19 protein-coding genes are annotated in these 18,052 nt (G+C 69.3%); 2 read left to right on the top strand and 17 right to left on the bottom strand.

The genetic code is table 11. The features are described 5' to 3' along the window. Nucleotides 1-24: 24 nt before the first annotated feature. The 9 genes from IE160_RS04540 to IE160_RS04500 all read right to left on the bottom strand — a co-directional run bounded on the left by IE160_RS04540 (nt 25) and on the right by IE160_RS04500 (nt 7,607). Nucleotides 25-927, bottom strand: coding sequence for a F0F1 ATP synthase subunit gamma (locus IE160_RS04540; RefSeq protein ID WP_152583438.1), 903 nt, complete (start codon nt 925-927; stop codon nt 25-27). Nucleotides 928-983: 56 nt separating this feature from the next. Next, a complete protein-coding gene (gene atpA, locus IE160_RS04535) occupies nt 984-2,618 on the bottom strand; it encodes a F0F1 ATP synthase subunit alpha (RefSeq protein WP_152583439.1) in 1,635 nt (544 codons plus the stop codon). A 63-nt stretch (nt 2,619-2,681) separates the two neighbouring features. Beyond that, nucleotides 2,682-3,473, bottom strand: a complete 792-nt coding sequence (locus IE160_RS04530; RefSeq protein ID WP_191151772.1) for a F0F1 ATP synthase subunit delta — start codon at nt 3,471-3,473, stop codon at nt 2,682-2,684. A gap of 2 nt (nt 3,474-3,475) precedes the next feature. Further along, nucleotides 3,476-4,027 carry a F0F1 ATP synthase subunit B gene (locus IE160_RS04525; protein ID WP_152583441.1) on the bottom strand — a complete coding sequence of 184 codons (552 nt, stop codon included), beginning with the start codon at nt 4,025-4,027 and terminating at the stop codon, nt 3,476-3,478. A 10-nt stretch (nt 4,028-4,037) separates the two neighbouring features. Then, complete coding sequence (gene atpE / locus IE160_RS04520) at nt 4,038-4,271, bottom strand: ATP synthase F0 subunit C (RefSeq protein WP_152583442.1); 234 nt, start codon at nt 4,269-4,271, stop codon at nt 4,038-4,040. A 57-nt stretch (nt 4,272-4,328) separates the two neighbouring features. Beyond that, complete coding sequence (gene atpB, locus IE160_RS04515) at nt 4,329-5,123, bottom strand: F0F1 ATP synthase subunit A (protein WP_328821631.1); 795 nt, start codon at nt 5,121-5,123, stop codon at nt 4,329-4,331. Nucleotides 5,124-5,260: 137 nt separating this feature from the next. Further along, entirely contained in the window at nt 5,261-5,716 is a 456-nt protein-coding gene (locus IE160_RS04510; RefSeq protein ID WP_152583444.1) for a Cg1360 family ATP-synthase-associated protein, read from the bottom strand. Continuing rightward, a complete protein-coding gene (locus IE160_RS04505; RefSeq protein ID WP_152583445.1) occupies nt 5,713-6,933 on the bottom strand; it encodes an MraY family glycosyltransferase in 1,221 nt (406 codons plus the stop codon). The genes IE160_RS04510 and IE160_RS04505 overlap by 4 nt, the downstream gene beginning before the upstream one ends. After that, entirely contained in the window at nt 6,930-7,607 is a 678-nt protein-coding gene (locus IE160_RS04500; RefSeq protein WP_152583446.1) for an L-threonylcarbamoyladenylate synthase, read from the bottom strand. Before IE160_RS04500 ends, IE160_RS04505 begins: the two co-directional genes overlap by 4 nt. Here IE160_RS04500 and IE160_RS04495 point away from each other — a divergent pair. Continuing rightward, complete coding sequence (locus IE160_RS04495) at nt 7,606-8,283, top strand: HAD family hydrolase (protein ID WP_224744575.1); 678 nt, start codon at nt 7,606-7,608, stop codon at nt 8,281-8,283. The genes IE160_RS04500 and IE160_RS04495 overlap by 2 nt on opposite strands. 74 nt (nt 8,284-8,357) lie before the next feature. Then, nucleotides 8,358-9,521 carry a N(5)-(carboxyethyl)ornithine synthase gene (locus IE160_RS04490; protein WP_191151771.1) on the top strand — a complete coding sequence of 388 codons (1,164 nt, stop codon included), beginning with the start codon at nt 8,358-8,360 and terminating at the stop codon, nt 9,519-9,521. 17 nt (nt 9,522-9,538) lie between these two features. Here IE160_RS04490 and IE160_RS12515 read toward each other — a convergent pair whose 3' ends face one another. The 8 genes from IE160_RS12515 to IE160_RS04450 all read right to left on the bottom strand — a co-directional run bounded on the left by IE160_RS12515 (nt 9,539) and on the right by IE160_RS04450 (nt 18,022). Further along, the gene (locus tag IE160_RS12515; protein WP_218925643.1) at nt 9,539-9,940 is read right to left on the bottom strand and encodes an antitoxin; all 402 of its coding nucleotides are present in this window, start codon (nt 9,938-9,940) and stop codon (nt 9,539-9,541) included. Beyond that, nucleotides 9,937-10,407 carry a helix-turn-helix domain-containing protein gene (locus tag IE160_RS04480; protein ID WP_191151770.1) on the bottom strand — a complete coding sequence of 157 codons (471 nt, stop codon included), beginning with the start codon at nt 10,405-10,407 and terminating at the stop codon, nt 9,937-9,939. Before IE160_RS04480 ends, IE160_RS12515 begins: the two co-directional genes overlap by 4 nt. A gap of 48 nt (nt 10,408-10,455) precedes the next feature. Further along, a complete protein-coding gene (gene prmC, locus IE160_RS04475; RefSeq protein ID WP_431356476.1) occupies nt 10,456-11,355 on the bottom strand; it encodes a peptide chain release factor N(5)-glutamine methyltransferase in 900 nt (299 codons plus the stop codon). Next, entirely contained in the window at nt 11,352-12,434 is a 1,083-nt protein-coding gene (prfA, locus tag IE160_RS04470; RefSeq protein WP_179873517.1) for a peptide chain release factor 1, read from the bottom strand. Before prfA ends, prmC begins: the two co-directional genes overlap by 4 nt. 3 nt (nt 12,435-12,437) lie before the next feature. After that, nucleotides 12,438-14,546, bottom strand: a complete 2,109-nt coding sequence (gene rho, locus IE160_RS04465) for a transcription termination factor Rho (protein WP_191151973.1) — start codon at nt 14,544-14,546, stop codon at nt 12,438-12,440. 118 nt (nt 14,547-14,664) lie between these two features. After that, on the bottom strand, nt 14,665-15,618 hold the full coding sequence (gene thrB, locus IE160_RS04460) for a homoserine kinase (RefSeq protein ID WP_191151769.1): 954 nt from the start codon (nt 15,616-15,618) through the stop codon (nt 14,665-14,667). Next, nucleotides 15,615-16,697 (bottom strand): threonine synthase, encoded by a 1,083-nt coding sequence (gene thrC, locus IE160_RS04455; RefSeq protein ID WP_152583455.1) that lies wholly within the window; start codon nt 16,695-16,697, stop codon nt 15,615-15,617. The genes thrB and thrC overlap by 4 nt, the downstream gene beginning before the upstream one ends. Continuing rightward, nucleotides 16,694-18,022, bottom strand: a complete 1,329-nt coding sequence (locus IE160_RS04450; RefSeq protein WP_191151768.1) for a homoserine dehydrogenase — start codon at nt 18,020-18,022, stop codon at nt 16,694-16,696. The genes thrC and IE160_RS04450 overlap by 4 nt, the downstream gene beginning before the upstream one ends. Nucleotides 18,023-18,052 lie beyond the last annotated feature (30 nt).

Here is an 18,052-nt window from a genome sequence, read left to right as displayed (position 1 = left end):
TTGGTAGACGCGCCCGTGGCGCGTCTACTTGGCCGAGCTGAGGGCGTCTGCGCCGCCCACGATCTCGGAAATCTGCTGGGTGATCTCGGCCTGGCGGGCGTTGTTCGCCAGGCGCTGGTAGTCGAGGATGAGCTTGTCGGCGTTGTCGCTCGCCGACTTCATCGCCTTCTGTCGTGCCGCGTGCTCCGACGCCGCCGACTGCAGCATGGCGTTGAAGATGCGGCTCTCGATGTAGACCGGCAGGAGGCCGTCGAGTACCTGGTCGACCTCGGGCTCGAACTCGTACAGCGGCAGGATCTCGGCGTCACCGGGCTCCTCGACACCGTCGACGACCTCGAGGGGCAAGACGCGCACGATCTCGGGAACCTGCGAAACAAGGTTGACGAAGCGGTTGTAGACGATGTGAATCTCGTCGACGCCCTCGCCGCCCTCGCCGCCGGCGATGAACGCCTCGACGAGAGTGTCGGCGATGTCCTTGGCCGTGGAGAACTCAGGCTGGTCGGTGTTGCCCGTCCACTCCTTGGCCGCGGCACGGCGACGGAACGCGAAGTACTGCACGGCCTTGCGACCGATGAGGTAGTTCACGACCTCCTTGCCCTCGTCCTCGAGTCGGGTGCGCAGCTCGTTCGCCTCACGAATGGCCTGCGAGGAGAATGCGCCCGCAAGTCCGCGGTCCGAGCTGAAGACGACGACGGCGGCCCGCGTCGGGTTCTCGCGCTCGGTCGTGAGCACGTGGTCGACGTTCGAGTAGGTCGCGACCGCCGATACGGCGCGCGTCACCGCCCGGGCGTACGGCGCCGACGCGGCCATGCGCGCCTGAGCCTTCTGAATCCGCGAGGCGGAGATGAGCTCCATCGCGCGCGTGATCTTCTTGGTCGTCTGGGCAGTACGAATCTTCTGCCGGTAGACCCGAAGTTGCGCTCCCATGTGTGTCGTCTTTCCTTAGGTGTCGTCGTGTGGTCGGTCGCGATCGAGCCGAGGCTCTAGCGCTTCCTCCGCACGATCTTCTCCTGGTTGATGTCGGCTTCCTCGGTCTCGTCGAACTCCTCCGAGCCGGCCTGCACGCCATCGGCGCCGCCGCCCTGGAACTCCTCGAGGAAGGAGTCGATCGCCTTCTCGAGCTCGCCCTCGGTCTTCTCGTCGAGCACGTTCGTCTCGCGCAGGGTGGTGAGGATCTCGGTGTTGCGGTGGAGGTGATCGAGCAGCTCGCGCTCGAAGCGCAGCACATCGCTGATCGCGATCGAGTCGAGCTTGCCCTTCGTGCCTGCCCAGATCGAGACGACCTGCTCCTCCACGGGGTACGGCGAGTACTGCGGCTGCTTGAGCAGCTCGGTCAAGCGCGCACCGCGCGACAACTGGCGACGGCTCGTCGCATCGAGGTCGGAGGCGAACATCGCGAACGCCTCGAGCGAGCGGTACTGGGCCAGCTCGAGCTTGAGCGTGCCGGAGACCTTCTTGATGCTCTTGACCTGCGCGTCGCCACCGACGCGCGAGACGGAGATGCCGACGTCGACTGCGGGGCGCTGGTTCGAGTTGAACAGGTCGGACTGCAGGAAGATCTGGCCGTCGGTGATCGAGATGACGTTGGTGGGGATGTAGGCGGAGACGTCGTTCGCCTTCGTCTCGATGATCGGCAGACCCGTCATCGACCCGGCACCGAGCTCGTCCGAGAGCTTCGCGCAGCGCTCGAGAAGGCGGGAGTGCAGGTAGAAGACGTCACCGGGGTAGGCCTCGCGACCCGGCGGGCGACGCAGGAGGAGTGAGACCGCGCGGTAGGCCTCGGCCTGCTTCGACAGGTCGTCGAAGATGATGAGCACGTGCTTGCCGCCGTACATCCAGTGCTGGCCGATGGCCGAGCCGGTGTAGGGCGCGAGGTACTTGAAGCCCGCGGGGTCGGAGGCGGGGGCCGCGACGATCGTCGTGTACTCCATGGCGCCGGCCTCTTCGAGCGCGCCCTTGACGGCGGCGATCGTCGAGCCCTTCTGGCCGATGGCGACGTAGATGCAGCGCACCTGCTTGTTCGTGTCACCCGACTCCCAGTTGGCCTTCTGGTTGATGATCGTGTCGACCGCGATCGCCGTCTTGCCGGTCTGGCGGTCGCCGATGATGAGCTGGCGCTGGCCGCGACCGACGGGGATCATGGCGTCGATCGCCTTGATGCCGGTCTGCATGGGCTCGTGGACGCTCTTGCGCTGCATGACGCCCGGCGCCTGCAGCTCGAGGGCGCGACGGCCCTCGTCGGCGATGTCGCCGAGGCCGTCGATGGGGGCGCCGAGCGGGTCGACGACGCGGCCGAGGTAGCCGTCGCCGACGGGGACGGAGAGGACCTCGCCCGTGCGGGTGACCTCCATGCCCTCGACGATGCCGGAGAACTCGCCGAGCACGACGACGCCGATCTCGCTCTCGTCGAGGTTCTGCGCAAGGCCGAGCGTGCCGTCGGAGAAGCGGATGAGCTCGTTGGCCATCACGCCGGGCAGGCCCTCGACGTGCGCGATGCCGTCAGCGGCATCGACCACGCGGCCGACCTCGGTCGCAGCGGCGGCTCCGGGAGCGTAGTCGCGCGCGAACTTCTTGAGCGCGTCGCGGATCTCGTCCGGGCTGATCGAAAGTTCTGCCATGTTCTTCCCTTTTCGTTCGCAGCCCCGACTCTGCGGGGCTCCGTCTGGTGTTCTCGAGCGGACCTAGCCGGCCAGTCGAAGTGTGAGTTCTGCCAAGCGTGCAGCGACGCTGCCGTCGATCACGTCGTCGCCGACCTGAACGCGGACCCCGCCGACGAGCGCGGGGTCGATGACCTGGTTGAGGGTGTGGTCGCGGCCGTAGCGCTCTCGCAGCATGGCCCCGATGGATGCGCGCTGCTCGTCGCTCAGCGGACGGGCGACGCTCACGGTGGCGATGCCCTTACCGAAGGAGTCGGCGACGATCGCCGCACCCGTGCGCACGAGCTCGCCGATGCGGCGGCCGCGAGGCTGCTGCACGAGGTGACCGGCGATCGCGACCGCCTGCGTGCTCGCGTTGTCGGCGAGCAGGCTCTCCACGAGCGACCGCTTGCCCTCGGCCGAACCGCGCTTGCTGCCGAGAGCGAGCTCGAGCTCAGCATCCGACGCGACAGCGGAACCGAACGTGAACAGCTCCGCCTCGAGACCCGCTTCCGCGGACGTCGACGACGCCACCGCGCGGATGCCGATCTCTTCGAGGCCGGCGAGGAACTCCTCGGCGTTCGACCAGCGCTGCTGCGCCATGGCGGTGAGAAGCGCGAGCGCGGCCGGGGAGAGACTGCCGAAGAGGGCCGAGAGCAGCGCCTCCTTGTCCTTCGGGGAGGCCGAGGGGTCGGTGAGCGCACTCTGCAACTGCGTCGACGTGCCGATCGTGCGCGACGCCGCGAGCAGCTGCTCGCCCGTCGTGAGATCGACGCTCTTCGTGGCGGCGAGTGCCGAGCGTGCCGCCTCCAGAGCGCTTCGCGTCGCTGAGCCCATGGTTACTTGGCCGCCGTCTCTGACTTCTCGAGGTCGGCGAGGAAGCGGTCGACGAGCGCCGTGGCCTTCTTGTCGTCCGCGAGGGACTCCCCCATGACGCCGCTCGCCAGGTCGATCGCGAGCGAGCCGACCTCCGAGCGCAACGAGACGAGCGCAGCCTGGCGCTCGGCCTCGATCTGGGCCTGCGCCGTTGCGGTGATGCGCGCGGCCTCGCTCGACGCCTGCTCTTTAAGCTCGGCGAGGATGGCGCCGCCGTCGACGCGAGCCTGCTCGCGGATCTTCGCGGCCTCGGCACGGGCCTCGGCGAGCATCGCGTTGTACTTCTCGAGCGCCACCTTGGCCTCGGCCTGAGCCGACTCCGCCTGCTCGATGCCGCCCTCGATCTTCGCGGCGCGCTCGTCGAGCATCTTCTGCATGCGCGGAAGGACGACCTTCCAGAACAGCAGCAGGACGAGCGCGAACGGGATGATCGAGTAGACGATGTCGTACCACGCCGGGATCAGGGGGTTGACGTCCTCCCCCGGTTCCGCCGCAATGACGAGTTCAGTGAGCATGGAGTGAGCCTTAGACGAAGATGAAGTAGGTCGCGATACCGATGAACGCGAGCGCCTCGGTGAAGGCGATACCGATGTACATGAGCACGGTCAGACGACCCTGCAGCTCAGGCTGGCGGGCGACCGACTCGATCGTCTTGCCGACGACGATGCCCACGCCGATGGCCGGGCCGATGGCCGCGAGGCCGTAGCCGACGGTCGCGATGTTGCCGGTGATCTCGGCGAGAACGGTGTTTGCGTCCACGAGGGGTGTTTCCTTCCGGTGAGGGACAAACCGAGCGGCTGCCCGGCTCTTGCGTTGTTAGTGCTCGTCCGCCAGCGCGAGCTGGAGGTAGACGGCGGTGAGAAGAGTGAAGACGTAGGCCTGCAGCAGCGAGACGAGGATCTCGAAGAACGTGAACACGATGCCGAAGGCCTGAGTGCCGACGCCCGCGAGAATCCACCAGCCGCCGAGGTCGACCATGAAGAATGCGGAGGCCGAGAAGAACAGCACGAGCAGCAGGTGGCCGACGACCATGTTCATGAGCAGTCGCAGCGTGAGTGTGACGGGGCGCAGCACGAACATGGAGACGAGCTCGATGGGCGTCACGATGATGTAGAGCGGCCACGGCACACCGGGCGGGAAGAGCGCGTTGCGGAAGAAGGCGACCGGGTGCTTGCGCAACCCCGCGTAGACGAACGCGAGGTAGGAGGCGGCGGCGAGCACGAGCGGCAGACCGATTACGGAGGTTCCCGCGATGTTGATGCCGGGAACGATGCCCGTGAGGTTGAGGAACAGCACGAGGAAGAAGATCGTCGTGAGCAGCGGCAGGAAGCGCTTGCCGTCGACCTTGCCGAGCAGGTCTTCCGCGATGTTGATGCGCACGAAGTCGAGCGCCATCTCGATCGTGCCCTGGAAGCGGCCGGGCACGATGCTCATACGGCGCGTACCGAGCCAGAACATGAGGATGAGAAGCCCCGCGATGACGAGGCGCAGCAGCATGATGCGGTCGATCTGGAAGAACTCGTTGCCCTCGAAGAAGATAGCCGGAGGGAAGAAGTCACCGATCGAGGGACCGCTGAACTCCGGCCCGTCCGAACCGTCAACGGTCGTCACTGGCAGGAACGGGATCAGGGCGGCAGCGCTCAGGGGAGTCTCCAGAATCGGGGCATCACGGGGTCATGACGCGGCGATCGGCATCGATTACTCCACCCTACCAACAGTTGGAGCGCCCGGCCGAATCGAGGTCAGCGCTACGAGGAGCCGGGCAGGGTGATGTCGCTCACGTAGGGCACGCGCCCGCGCGACACGGCCACGAGGTCGGTCACGAGACCGCCGAGGACGGCGATCACGAGGGTCACGAAGAGCACGACGGGGTCGACGAAGGAAGCCTCGCGCAGGGTGAACACGAGCACGAGGAACACCACGAACTTGAGCAGCCAGGCGCCGAGCACGAGGGCGAAGAACACGGGCGAGAGCAGGTCGCCCTTCGTGATCCGGTCGGCCAGCAGGATGCTCGCGGCGGTCACGGCGAGGAAGACGAAGCCCATGCCGGCGCCGATGAGCGCGCTGAGAAGCCCGGGAAGCTCGCTCACGAGCGCGCCGACGACGCTGCCGACGACGGCGATCGCGGCGAACAGAGCCGCGCCGTAGAGGAGGGAGAGCCGCAGGACGGGTGCGGCGCTCGAGCGAGGGGGTGTCGTGGTCATCGGGAAGTCTCCGCGGGGGTCGTCGGGGCCGTGGTTGTAGCCAGGGCCGTGGTTGTTGACGTGGCAGTGGTGTCATCGTCGTTCGTCGCGTCCGCTTCGAGCGATTCGGCGTCGTAGGACTCGACGGCGCGCCGCTTCTCGCGCGTGAGGGGGGCGAGCGTCACGAAGGCGCACGCGATGAGGCCCACGATGATCGCGGTGAGCGCCCACCACCAGGCGACGAACATGAACAGGAGGGTGCCGATCGCCACGACTGCCGTCCACGCGTAGAAGATGAGGACGGCGTGCAGGTGCGAGTGGCCCATGTCGAGCAGCCGATGGTGGAGGTGCTTGCGGTCGGCGCTGAATGGCGACTTGCCGGCGCGCAGGCGGCGCAGCACGGCGAGGCCGAAGTCGAGCAGCGGCACGACGAGCACGGCGAACGGCAGCAGGATCGGGATGAAGGCGGGCAGCAGCTGACCTGCGTCGACCGCGGCAGGGTTGATCTGGCCCGTCACGGTGACGGTCGAGACGGCGAGCAGGAGCCCGACCACGAGCGCTCCCCCGTCGCCCATGAAGATCTTCGCGGGGTGCCAGTTGAAGGGCAGGAACCCGGCGACGGCCCCCAGCAGCACGGCCATGAGCAGCGAGGCGAGGTTGAACGCGGTCTGCGAGGTGTTGATCGCGAGCAGGTAGCTGTAGATGAAGAAGACGCCACCGGCGAGGAGCGTGACGCCGGCGACGAGGCCGTCGAGGCCGTCGATGAAGTTGACGGCGTTCATCACGAGCACGACGGCGAGCACGGTGATGATGAGGGAGAGGTTCGGCGAGAGGATCGTGATGCCGCCGATGGGCAGGGAGAGGATCTGAACGCCCGCCCAGGCGAGGAACCCGCCGACGAGCAGCTGCCCGGCGAGCTTGGTGAGCCAGTCGAGGTCGTAGAGGTCGTCGACGACACCGATGGTGAGCATGACGAGAGCGCCGACGACGATCGCGAGCAGCGGGAAGGGGTCGGCGTAGACGAGTCGGAACCAGCTGATCTGGGAGGCGGCGGCGAGGGCGACGAGAATGCCGACGGCGATGGCGATGCCGCCGAGACGGGGGGTGGGTGTCGTGTGCACATCCCGATCGCGGATGCCCGGATAGATCTTGAAGCGATGGCCCAGCCGCAGCACCGCCCACGAGGCCCCGAAGCTCACGACGGCCGCGATGAGCCCGACGAGCACGTAGAAGGTCACGCCAGGCGCTCCGTACCGACGATGCGCGCGAGCTCCTCGGCGGAGATGACGCCCTGCCGCAGGATGCGCAGCCTGCCCTCGGGCAGGTGGAGGCTCGTCGCGTCGACGATGGTCGACCCGGGGTCAGCACCGTCAGCGGGGGGCGCCCCGACCTCGCCGGCGTCGAGGTAGACGCTCACGCGATCGCCGAGCATGGCCTGCGCCTCGGCGGCGGTGCGCGCAGCCGGTTCACCGCTGATGTTGGCGCTCGAGACGGCCAGCGGACCCGTGTCGGCGAGCAGATTCAGGGTGTAGCGATTGTCGGGCATCCTCAAGGCGACCGTTCCGCGAGTCTCGCCCAGATCCCACGCGAGCGATTCGCGCGCCTCGACGATCACGGTGAGGCCACCGGGCCAGAACTTCTTGACGAGCGCGGTCACCTCGTCGGGCACCGTCTCGGCAAGGGCGGCGAGAGTCGGGATGCCCGGGATGAGGACGGGAGGCGGGGCGTCCCGCCCGCGCTCCTTGGCGTCGAGGAGGCGCTGGACGGCTTCAGCGCGGAAGGCGTCGGCGGCGACCCCGTAGACCGTGTCGGTCGGCACGACGACGAGCTCGCCGCGTCCGATGGCGCCGCGCGCGGCCCGCAGACCCTCGAGGAGTTCGCTCTCGTTCGAGCAGTCGTACACCGTGGCCATGATGCCTCTCATCGTAGTAGGGCAGACTGGCGCTCTCATGAGCCTGCTGTTCCTCTTCGACATGGACGACGTTCTGTACGACTACGACTGGCGGGCGCGCATGGCGTCGCTCACGGAGCGCAGCGGGCACGACCTCGCCGAGCTGCGCCGGCGCTGGTGGGTCAACGGGCTCGAGTGGCGGGCCGAGGCGGGCGACCCCGCCGACGCGCACGAGTACTTGGCGAGCGTGTGTGCCGCGATCGGCACGGAGGTCTCGCGCGAGGACTGGGTGCGGTTCCGTGCCGAGGCAACGACCGCGCGGCCCGACGAGCTCGACGCCGTGCGGCGCGCGGCCGAGCTCGGCAGGGTCGCGCTGCTGACCAACAACGGCATCCTCATCCACGAGCACCTGCACGAGGTCGCCGCCGAGCTCGTCGACATCATGGGCCGTGACAACCTGCACGCGAGCGCCATCTTCGGCGCGCGCAAGCCCGACCCGGTCGTCTTCGAGCGCGCGATGGCGCACTACGGCGCGGTCGCCGAGAGCACCTTCTTCACGGATGACCGGCTCGAGAACGTCGAGGGCGCCCAGTCGCTCGGCATCACCGCGCACCACTACCGCGATGCGGCCGGCCTGCTCGCGGCCATCGAGGCCTTCGCGGCGGAGCGCGAAGCCGCCGCCGAGCGTCGGCCCTGACTTGGGGCCGTGGCTCGGGGCTCTGGCTCGGGGCTCTGGCGCGGGGCCCTCACGGCGGAGCCTAGGCTTCAGGCATGACCTCTCCTGATGCCTCCTCCGAGCTGCTGCGCCTCGGTGTGATGGCGACATCGCGCAAGGCCGATGAGCGACGCCTGCCGATCCACCCCGCGCACGTCGAGCGCATCGATGCCGACCTGCGGGCGCGCATGTTTCTCGAGCGCGGCTACGGCGCCCGCTTCGGTGTCGCCGATGCCGAGCTCGAGCCCCTCGTGGGCGGCATGCTCGATCGGCCGGAGATCCTCGATCGGGCCGACGTCGTTCTGCTACCCAAGCCGCAGGCCTCCGACGTGCAGGCCTTGCGCGAGGGCCAGGTGCTGTGGGGCTGGCCGCACTGTGTGCAGGATCCCGAGATCACGCAGCTCGCCATCGACAAGAGCCTCACCCTCATGGCGTGGGAGGCCATGAACCACTGGCGCAGCGACGGCAGCTTCGGCCTGCACGTCTTCCACAAGAACAACGAGCTCGCCGGGTACTGCTCCGTCATCCACGCCCTGCAGCTGTGCGGCTCGACGGGCGACTACGGCCGCCGCCTGACCGCGATCGTGATCGGCTTCGGGGCGACCGCACGCGGTGCCGTGACCGCGCTCAATGCGCACGGCGTCCACGATGTGCGCGTGCTCACGAATCGCGACATCGCCGCCGTCAGCTCACCGATCCCGTCGGTCGACATCGTGCAGTTCGAGCATGACGACGCCTCCCCCTCCGCGAGCACCGTGAACACCGATGAGGGGCCGGTCGCCCTGCCCGAGTACCTGGCGAAGAACGACATCGTCGTCAACTGCACGCTGCAGGACCCGAATGCACCGCTGACGTACCTGCGCCTCGACGATCTCGGCGCCTTTCGCCCCGGGAGCCTCATCGTCGACGTCTCGATCGACGAGGGCATGGGGTTCAGCTGGGCGAGGCCGACGTCCTTCGCCGACCCGATGTTCACGGTCGGCGACTCGACGAACTACTACGCGGTGGACCACACCCCCACGCTGCTCTGGAACTCGGCGACCTGGGAGATCAGCGAGGCGCTCATGCCGTTCCTCCGAACCGTGATGGAGGGGCCGGCGTCGTGGGCCGAGTCCGACACCATCCGACGCGCGATCGAGATCGAGGGTGGCCGCGTGCGCAACGAGGCGATCCTGACCTTCCAGGGGCGGTCGGCGGAGTACCCCTACCCGACAGCCTGAGGGCGTCCCCACCCACGTCAGGGCGATGCAGAGTCGAGTAGTCGCGTGACGATCTCGGGGATGCGAACAGTGACTGCCGCCCAGAAGAGGTCGTCGTTCATGCCGACATAGCCTGCGTGCGCGGCAATGATCCGCGTCGCCTTGATCGCAGTGACTTCGTCCGGAGTCAGCCGCTCGGCGAGTGCCGCGAACTCGGACCGCTCGAGCAGCGCCGCGAGACGGATGACGACCATGCTCGCCACGTCGTAGTGGGGCGCTCCCTCCGCGAACGACTCGCGACCCGCCTTGATGACGGACTCGCATCGTTGCTGGATGCGCTGCAGCTCGTCGCGAACATTCTGCGCGTCCGTGCGCGAGCGTCGATCGGTGTCGCTTCGTGGCCGCGGCTCGAAGCGGCGCGAGTCGCCCGCGTCGCTCATAGTGCAACGGCCTCGAGCGTCGCCTCGGCGGCCTGAGGAGAATCGGCGGTGTCCGTGACCACGTCGACCGGGAACCCGGTCAAGGCGCGCACCTCCTCGCCGAACAGCGCCAGGTCGAAGAGGTCGACGCGCGGGCCAGGCGACACGAGGAGGTCGATGTCGCTGTCGAAGTGGTCTTCTCCGCGGACAGTCGAGCCGAACACCCGAACCCTCTCGATCCCCCGCCGTGCCGCGATCGCGGTGATCTGATCGGCGAAGTCGGCAAGGGGCAGTGACGGGCGATAGTCGGCCGCACGCAGCACTCTCTCGAGCATCTCGTCTGACGCCGCACGCGTGCCCTTCTCCATCTGCGCGAGACTCGGCTGGCTGATACCGGCGCGGCGCGCCAGCTCGCTCTGGGTGAGCCCAGCGTCGAGTCGAGCCCGACGAATGAGCTCGCCCGGCTGAGTCGTGAAGAAGCGAGCCATACTGTGAATATATCACCGCGCTATATCTCCGAAAAGAGGATGCCCTGCTCAGCGGGTGGCGGTCGTGGCGCGGTCGCGGCCGAGGAGGTCGCGGTGGTGGGCGATCGCGCTCCAGCCGTCGGCGCGCAGGAGCGCGGCGATGTCGGCGGCCTGCAGCTCGCCGTGCTCGAGCACGAGCGTGCCGCCGGGGTGCAGCAGGCGACGGGCCGTCGTCGAGACCGCGCGCACAGCATCCAGCCCGTCCTCTCCCCCGTACAGCGCGTGCGCGGGGTCGAACAGGCGCACCTCGGGGTCGCGCGGCACCGCGTCGCGGGGAATGTACGGGGGGTTGGAGGCGACGACGTCGACGGTGCCGTCGAGCTCCGGCAGAGCATCCGCGAGGTCGGCGAAGACCGTGCGCACGCGGTCGTCTCCCCAGCGGCGCACATTGCGGTTCGTCCAGACGAAGGCGGCGGGCGAGTTCTCGACGGCGACGACGCGCGCGTGCGGCACCTCGACCGCGAGGGCGAGGGCGATCGCTCCGCTGCCCGAGCCGAGGTCGACGGCGAGCGGCAGCGGGGAGGCAACTGTCACGAGGGCGTCGATCGCGTGCTGCACGACCTGCTCGGTCTCGGGCCGCGGCACGAAGACACCGGGGCCAACCTCGAGCTCGAGGGTGCGGAAGCCCGCGCGACCCGTGATGTGCTGCACGGGCTCGCGGCTCGCACGGCGCTCGATCGACTCGGCGATGATCATGCGCTGCTCGGCGTCGAGGGGCGCGGCGATGAGCGCCTTCGCCTGCACCTGGCCGCGACTGAACCCGAGCACATGGCCGATGAGCAGGTCGGCGTCGGCCTCCGGAGTCGGGATGCCCGCCTCGCGCAAGCGGTCGATCGCGTCGGCACGCACAGCGGCGAGATCGGGGGCCAGCGCCGGCCCGGCGGTCGTGCTCACGTCGCGATCGCTCACGCCGTCTCGTCGCCGAGAGCGGCCAGGCGGGCCTCCTCATCAGCGGCGATGCACGACTCGATGACGGGGCCGAGGGCACCGTTCATGACGGCGTCGAGATTGTAGGCCTTGAACCCCGTGCGGTGGTCGGCGATGCGGTTCTCGGGGAAGTTGTAGGTGCGGATGCGCTCCGAGCGGTCCATGCCGCGAATCTGGCTCTTGCGGGCGTCGCTCGCGAGAGCATCCCGCTCCTCCTGCTGCTTCGCGAGGATGCGCGCGCGCAGGACGCGCATGGCGGCCTCGCGGTTCTGGATCTGGCTCTTCTCGTTCTGCATCGACACGACGATGCCCGTCGGCAGGTGCGTGATGCGCACGGCCGAGTCGGTCGTGTTGACCGACTGGCCGCCGGGGCCGGAGGAGCGGAAGACGTCGATCTTGAGGTCGTTCTGGTTGATGTCGACCTCTTCGGGCTCATCCACCTCGGGGAAGACGAGCACGCCCGTCGTCGACGTGTGGATGCGGCCCTGCGACTCCGTCGCGGGCACGCGCTGAACCCGGTGCACGCCGCCCTCGTACTTCATGCTCGCCCACACGCCCTGGGCCGGATCGGTCGAGGTCGACTTGATCGCCGCCTGCACGTTCTTGTACCCGCCCATGTCGCTCGACGTCGAGTCGAGCAGCTCGACCTTCCAGCCGCGCGACTCCGCGTAGTACGTGTACATGCGCAGGAGGTCGGCCGCGAAGAGCGCCGACTCCTCGCCGCCCTCGCCGCCCTTGATCTCCATGATCACGTCGCGCCCGTCGTCGGGGTCGCGGGGGATGAGCAGGCGGCGCAGGTTCTCGGTGCGGTCGACGAGCTCCGTCTCGAGCGCGGGAACCTCGGCAGCGAAGGCCTCGTCGTCCTTCGCGAGCTCGCGGGCCGCGGCGAGGTCCTCCCCCGCCTGCTGCCAGTGCTCGTGCGCCGACACGATGCGGCTGAGCTCGGCGTACCGGCGGTTGAGCTTCTTCGAGCGCGACGGGTCGGCGTGCACCGCCGGGTCCGCGAGCTGGTTCTGCAGCTCGCGGTGCTCGGCGATGAGCGCGTCGACGGATTCGAACACGGCTTAGTCGACCTTGTGCGCGCCCGCCGCCGGCAGAGACTTCTGCACGGCGACGAGGAACTCGACGTTCGAGCCCGTCTCGCGCAGCTTGCCGAGCACCATGTCGAGCGACTGCTGGGTGTCGAGGCTCGCGAGCGCGCGGCGCAACTGCCACGTGACCTTGACCTCGTCGGCGCCGAGGAGCATCTCCTCGCGGCGCGTCCCCGAGGCCGAGATGTCGACGGCCGGGAAGATGCGCTTGTCGGCGAGCTGACGCGAGAGGCGCAGCTCCATGTTGCCGGTGCCCTTGAACTCCTCGAAGATCACTTCGTCCATCTTCGAGCCGGTCTCGACGAGTGCGGTCGCGAGGATCGTGAGCGAACCGCCGTCCTCGATGTTGCGCGCGGCGCCGAAGAAGCGCTTCGGCGGGTACAGCGCGGCCGAGTCGACGCCGCCCGAGAGGATGCGCCCGCTCGTCGGCGCCGTCACGTTGTACGCGCGGCCCAGGCGGGTGATCGAGTCGAGCAGCACGACGACGTCGTGGCCCAGCTCGACGAGGCGCTTGGCGCGCTCGATCGCGAGCTCGGCGACCGTCGTGTGATCCTCGGCGGGCCGATCGAAGGTCGAGGCGATGACCTCGCCCTTGACCGAGCGCTGCATGTCGGTGACCTCTTCGGGCCGCTCGTCGACGAGCACGACCATGAGGTGCGCCTCGGGGTTGTTCTTCGCGATCGCGTTGGCGATGGCCTGCAGCACGAGCGTCTTACCCGCCTTGGGGGGCGAGACGATGAGGCCGCGCTGGCCCTTGCCGATGGGTGCGACGAGGTCGATGATGCGCGTGGAGAGCATCGTCGGGTCGGTCTCGAGACGCAGTCGCTCGGTCGGGTACAGCGGAGTGAGCTTGCTGAACTCGACGCGCGCACCGGCCTCCTCGATCGTCTGGCCGTTGATCGAATCGACGCGCACGAGCGCGTTGTACTTCTGACGCCCCTGGTTCTCGCCCTCGCGCGGCTGGCGGATGGCGCCGACGACGGCGTCGCCCTTGCGCAGCTGGTACTTCTTGACCTGGCCGAGCGAGACGTAGACGTCGCTCGGGCCCGGCAGGTAGCCGGTCGTGCGCACGAACGCGTAGTTGTCGAGAACGTCGAGGATGCCCGCCACGGGGATGAGCACGTCGTCGTCACTCACCTCGGGCTCGGCGTCGTCGCCACCCGGGCCGCGACCGCGCTTGCGGTCACGCCCGCGACCGCGACCGCGGCCCTCGGAGTCCTGGTCGGCACGCTCAGAGCGCTCGGGGCCGTTGGTGCCGCCCTGGTTCTGGTTGCCCTGGTTGTTCTGGCCGCCCTGGTTGCCGCGGCCCTGGTTGCCGTCGTCCTGGCCGCCGTCGCCCTGGCCGCCCTTGGCAGCCTGGTTCTGGTTGCCCTGGTTGCCGCCGCGACCACGGCCGCCGCGCGCGCCGCCATCGGCGCCGTCGCCCTCGGAGCGCTCGCCACCGCGATTGCGGCTGCGGCCACGGCCGCGACCGCGACCGCCCTGCGAGGAGTCCTCGCCGTCGGCATCGTCGCCCTGGGTCTTGTCGGACTGCTCGGCCTTCGCGGACTGCTGGGTCTTGTCGGACTGCTCGGCCTTGTCGGACTGCTCGGCCTTCGCGGACTGCTGGCTCTTGTCAGACTGCTCGGCCTTCGCGGGCTGCTCGGCGGCCGCCTGCGGCGTGACCGTGTCGGTCGTCGCGCGGCGCGAGGAGCGACGCCGCGGTGCGGCCTCCTCGGCTGCCGGCGCGCTCGTTGCCGCCTGCTCGGACGTCTCCGCCGCTGGTGCGGTCTGCTCCGGCTGGTTGGCCGCTGGCGCGGCCTGCGTGGTCTGGTCAGCCGCGGGAGCGGCCTCGGTCGACGTGTCGCTCGCGGCGTCGTTCGGCGAGCTGTTCTGGATGGCGGCCACGAGGTCTCCCTTGCGCAGTTTGGACACACCGGGAATGCCGCGCTCGATCGCCAGACGCTGAAGGTCGGCGAGCTTGAGCGTGCTCAGATCGGTGGGGGTGCCCGTCGCAGACGACGGTGCTGTGGAATCGGTCACGGGGTTCAGGTTCCTTTCGTCTCCACTGGCGAGGAAGCGCTCAGGGAGGATGCTCTGCATTGAGCCCCCTCGATCGAGAGGCGACGCGAGGAAGAAACCGGTGACGGTGTCGTTCACGCGTGGCGCGTACGAGACGGGGAAACTCAGAGCTGAGGGTGAATTCCGGTCGGATCGTGGGCTAGGCCGCAGCGTCCGCCGGACGTTCGATAACTGTAGCACCCTTGAAATCGACGGCCAGCATGTGCGACTCCCACGGCGTGGTGGCGTGGCTCCGTACGAGCTCGGCGGCCTTCAGCCGCTGCGCCGGATCGCTGCACAGGACGAGGATCGAGGGTCCAGCACCCGAGACGACGGCCGCGAAGCCCGCGGTGCGCAGGAGCTGGATGAGAGCATCCGTCTCGGGCATGGCGCTCGCCCGATAGCTCTGGTGCAGGCGGTCCTCCGTGGCGGCGTGGAGCAGTTCGGGGCTCTGGATGAGGGCCGCGATGAGGAGGGCGGAGCGCGAGACGTTGAAGATGGCGTCCTGGTGCGGCACCGACTCGGGCTGGAGCGAGCGGGCGAGCGCCGTGGACATCGTGCTCGACTCGGGCACGCATACGAGGAGGGAGACCCCGCGGTGGACGGTGAGGCGCTTGTGCTGCGGACCCTCGGGAGTCACCCACGCGATCGTGAGGCCGCCGAAGAGCGCGGGGGCCACGTTGTCGGGGTGGCCCTCGAGCTCGGTCGCGCGCGCGAGCAGCGCGTCGGAGTCGAGGTCGACGATGCCGGCCAGGAGGCCTTTGGCGGCCATGACGCCCGCGACGATCGCGGCACCGGAGGAGCCCATGCCGCGCCCGTGCGGAATCACGTTGTTCGCCACGAGGTCGAGCCCGGGCATGGGCACGTCGTAGTGGTCGAAGGTGTGCCGGATCGCGCGCACGACGAGGTTCGTGTCGTCGGTGGACACCTCTCCCGCACCGACGCCGCGCACGTCGACGGTCGCGCCGGGCGCCTGACGCACCGTCACCTCGAGCTCGTCGTAGACGGAGAGCGCGAGACCGAGCGTGTCGAAGCCTGGGCCGAGGTTCGCGGTCGTCGCCGGCACCTTGACGTGCACGCTGCGCCCCGCGAGCCGGGGGTCGACCGCGGTCACGCGCTCACCCGCTGCAGGCCGAGCACCGAGGCGACCTCGGCGGTGTCGACACCGACGACCGTGGGCTGCACGTCGACGCCGTCGGGGCCCTTGAGCGCCCACTGCGGGTCTTTGAGCCCGTGGCCCGTGACCGTGAGCACGACCGTCGAGCCGGCCGGGATCGCTCCCGCCTCGGCGCGCTCGAGCAACCCGGCCACCGAGATGGCGCTCGCGGGTTCGACGAAGATGCCGACCTCGCGCGAGAGCAGACGGTGCGCCTCGAGGATGCCGGCGTCGTCGATCGCGCCGAAGTAGCCCCGGCTGTCATCCCGCGCCGTGAGAGCGAGCTCCCACGATGCCGGGTTGCCGATGCGGATCGCGCTCGCGATCGTCTCGGGGTGCTTGACGGGCTCGCCGAGCACGATGGGCGCGCTGCCCGCGGCCTGGAAGCCGAGCATGCGCGGCATCTTGGTCGTCGTGCCGCGCTCGAGCTCCTCGCGGTAGCCGCGGTGGTAGGCCGTGTAGTTGCCCGCGTTGCCGACGGGCACGATGTGGAAGTCGGGGGCGTCCTCGAGCACCTCGACGACCTCGAACGCCGCCGTCTTCTGGCCCTCGATGCGATCGGGGTTGACCGAGTTGACGAGGTGCACGGGGTAGTTCGCGGCGAGGTCGCGAGCGATGTCGAGACAGTCGTCGAAGTTGCCCTGAATCTGGATGAGCTCGGCCTTGTGGGCGACGGCCTGGCTGAGCTTGCCCATCGCGATCTTGCCGTCGGGCACGAGCACAGCGGCGGTGATGCCCGCGTGCGTCGCGTACGCGGCGGCGGAGGCGGAGGTGTTGCCGGTCGACGCGCAGATGACGGCCTTGGCGCCGTGCTCGACGGCCTTCGAGATCGCCATCGTCATGCCGCGGTCCTTGAACGACCCGGTGGGGTTCATGCCCTCGTACTTGACGAAGACCTTCGCACCCGTGCGCTCCGAGAGGTACCGCGCGGGGATGAGGGGCGTGCCGCCCTCCCCGAGCGTGATGATCGGGGTCGCCTCGCTGATGTCGAGACGATCGGCGTACTCGCGCAGCACGCCCTTCCACTGCCTGCTCATGAGAGCCCTTCTACTCGCAGCACGCTCGCGATGCGGTGCACCACGCTGCTGCTGGTCAGTGCCGCGACCGTTGCGGCGAGATCGGCCTCTGCGGCCCGGTGAGTACCGATCACCAGGGTAGCGGCGGCGGCTGACGGCTCCGAACCAGGCTCGGTCTCGGGCACCGTCTGCTCGAGCGTCTCGACCGATACGCCGTGCTCGAGGAACACGGCGGCGATCGCCGCGAGGACGCCGGGCTCGTCGAGCACTTCGACAGTGATCTGGTAGCGGGTCGTGATGGAGGAGATCGGCAGCACGGGGAGGTCGGCGTGCGTGCTCTCGGCGACCCCGGGGCCCCCGACGACGTGCCGACGCGCGGCCGAGACGACATCGCCCAGGACGGCGGAGGCCGTCTGGATGCCGCCCGCTCCGGCCCCGTAGAACATGAGGGGCCCGGCGGCCTCAGCCTCGACGAAGACTGCGTTGTTCGCGCCGTGCACGGCCGCGAGCGGGTGGGTGTCTGGTACGAGCGCGGGGTACACGCGGGCCGAGACGCCGTCGACCCCGTCGGCGTCGCGCAGGCGCTCGCAGATCGCGAGCAGCTTGACGACGTAGCCGGCCTTGCGCGCGGCGACGACCTGGTCGAGCGTGACGCCCGTGATGCCCTCGCGGTGCACCGACTCGATCGGCACGAGCGTGTGGAAGGCGAGGCTCGCGAGGATGCCGGCCTTCTGCGCGGCGTCGTAGCCCTCGATGTCGGCCGTCGGGTCGGCCTCGGCGTAGCCGAGCTCGCCCGCGATCGCGAGCGCCTGCTCGAGCGAATCGCCGCGCGTGTCCATGCGGTCGAGGATGAAGTTCGTCGTGCCGTTGACGATGCCGAGGATGCGCTCGACGCGGTCGCCCGCGAGCGAGTCGCGCAGCGGGCGGATGATCGGGATCGCCCCGCCGACGGCGGCCTCGTAGTAGAGCTGCGCGCCGACCTGGCCGGCCGCCTCGAACAGCTCGGGGCCGTGCGTGGCCATGAGCGCCTTGTTCGCCGTCACGACGTCCGCTCCCGAGGCGAGCGCCTGGAGGATGAGCGTGCGGGCCGGCTCGAGGCCGCCCATGAGCTCGACGACGATGTCGGAGCCGAGGATGAGCGACTCGGCGTCGGTCGTGAGCAGCTCGCGCGGCAGCTCGACGTCGCGCGGAGCATCCACATCGCGCACCGCGATGCCCGTGAGCTCGACGCCGGCGCCGATGCGGGCGGCGAGCTCGTCGGCGTGGGTCAGAAGCTGGTCGGCGACCTGGGCGCCGACGCTGCCGGCCCCCAGGAGGGCGATGCGGAGGTTGCGGTACTCGATCACTCGGTCTCTCCTTGATCGTGGGTTAGACGA

The organism is Chryseoglobus sp. 28M-23 (assembly GCF_014789785.1).
GTDB classification, from domain to species: Bacteria; Actinomycetota; Actinomycetes; order Actinomycetales; family Microbacteriaceae; genus Microcella; species Microcella indica.
Note: the sequence above shows the minus strand (reverse complement) of the source record. Positions and strands in the feature narration are given on the sequence as shown.